This window comes from Archangium violaceum Cb vi76 (assembly GCF_000733295.1).
GTDB classification, from domain to species: domain Bacteria; phylum Myxococcota; class Myxococcia; order Myxococcales; family Myxococcaceae; genus Archangium; species Archangium violaceum.
On sequence record NZ_JPMI01000286.1, the window covers coordinates 1 to 1,376 of the forward strand.

The window sequence follows — 1,376 nt, forward strand, 5'->3', positions numbered from 1 at the left end:
AGGGGCCGGGGCAGCAGCAACACCGGCGGCGCGAGCGGAAAGGTGGGCAAGGGCGCGAAGGACTCCAGGACGGCTCCGGCGCGGGACCCTGGTAGGTGGACGTACAAGAATCCCACCAATGAATCCAAGCGCTCGCTGGACTACCAGGAGCAGGTGACGGGGCGGCCCGCGTGGTGGGTGTACATGATTGGGAAACTGGAGTTCGATGGCATCAAGCTGGGGGAACTTCTGGAGGCCAAGGGTCCCGGTTATTGCTCCTTCTTCGAAGCGGATGGCACCCCCAAGTCCTGGTACAAGAACTCCGGTAAGTTCGACCAGATGATGGAGCAGGCTGAGAGGCAGTCGAAGCTGGCCCAGCAACTTGGACTACCTGTGGTCTGGCATGTCGCCGATGCCAAGGTCGCGGAGTTTCTTCGTCAGGAATTCACACGGAGAAAATGGAACAACACCACCGTCCACCATACGCCACTGGCACGGTAGGGGAGGGGCGCGAATGCAGGAGGACTACTACATCGGGGCGTACTGGGGCCCTCGGAAGGAGACGGCGCTGGAGTGTGCCAGGCGTGCGGAACTCCTTCTTCGCGGACTTGCGCGGTGTGACTCGTCGTTCTCCCAGTGGTACCGGGCGGGCCGTGGCTTCCCCCGCGAGCTGCCGGGCCACCCTGTCCAGCCAGAGGTGAAGGAACTGGAGCAGCTCTTTCTACGGAGCAGGAACCGCACGGATGTTGGCAAGGAGGTCATCGAGGATCTGGGCTTCAGCCGCATCATGTGGAATGCGAAGCAGACCGCCACGGACCTTCACCTTTCATGCGGTAAATACTCTCCATGGGGAGGGCCCAACGTGTGTCTGCTCAAACCACCCGGGCAGGGCCCGGTCCGGGAGAGACTGCTGCGCGTGCCCGTGCTGGCCGAAGTGCTCACGTGCATGGTCACGGCGTGGGACCCAGACTTCGCGATGGCCAGCTCCTCCGAAATGGTGGACCTCGTGGAGAAGCGCGGGTCCGAGGTTCGGATGGGCTGGCTGACGTACCTGTCGCGCCGCCTGGGGAAGCTGCCACCGCTGCCCGCGCCCGTGCGCATCGAGCCGGTGGGAAAGCTGGGTTGGCTGCTGGTGCTCTCCCCCGAGCCCATGACGGCCAGCAACCCCGAGCACGTGGCCTTCACCGCGCGCATCCGCGAGCTGCTCGACCGGGCCGGCCTCATCGAGCGTCCGCAACCCGGGCCCGCCAGCGAGTGAAAGCCGCTCGTTGACGTCAACGAGTGGCAGCCGGATGCGGAGAGCATGAGTGACGGGCGAATGCGCGCTGACTTGACCGCCCCTGTCCTGTCTCCCTGAAGTCCAGGGCATGTCCACACATTTCATCGGAGCGCACGGA

At 64.5% G+C, this 1,376-nt stretch carries 2 protein-coding genes; both read left to right on the forward strand.

Going from position 1 to position 1,376, the window contains the following annotated elements; translation table 11 throughout:
* Positions 1-480: Tox-REase-5 domain-containing protein (locus tag Q664_RS39070; RefSeq protein ID WP_043408148.1), on the forward strand; the 480-nt coding region annotated here is incomplete at its 5' end.
* Positions 481-493: 13 nt separating this feature from the next.
* Positions 494-1,237, forward strand: a complete 744-nt coding sequence (locus tag Q664_RS39075) for an Imm52 family immunity protein (protein ID WP_043408150.1) — start codon at positions 494-496, stop codon at positions 1,235-1,237.
* Positions 1,238-1,376: the final 139 nt, after the last annotated feature.

Coding starts and splice junctions, on each gene's coding strand:
- Q664_RS39075 (WP_043408150.1), top strand. CDS start 494: ATGCAGGAGGACTACTACATCGGGGCGTACTGGGGCCCTCGGAAGGAG.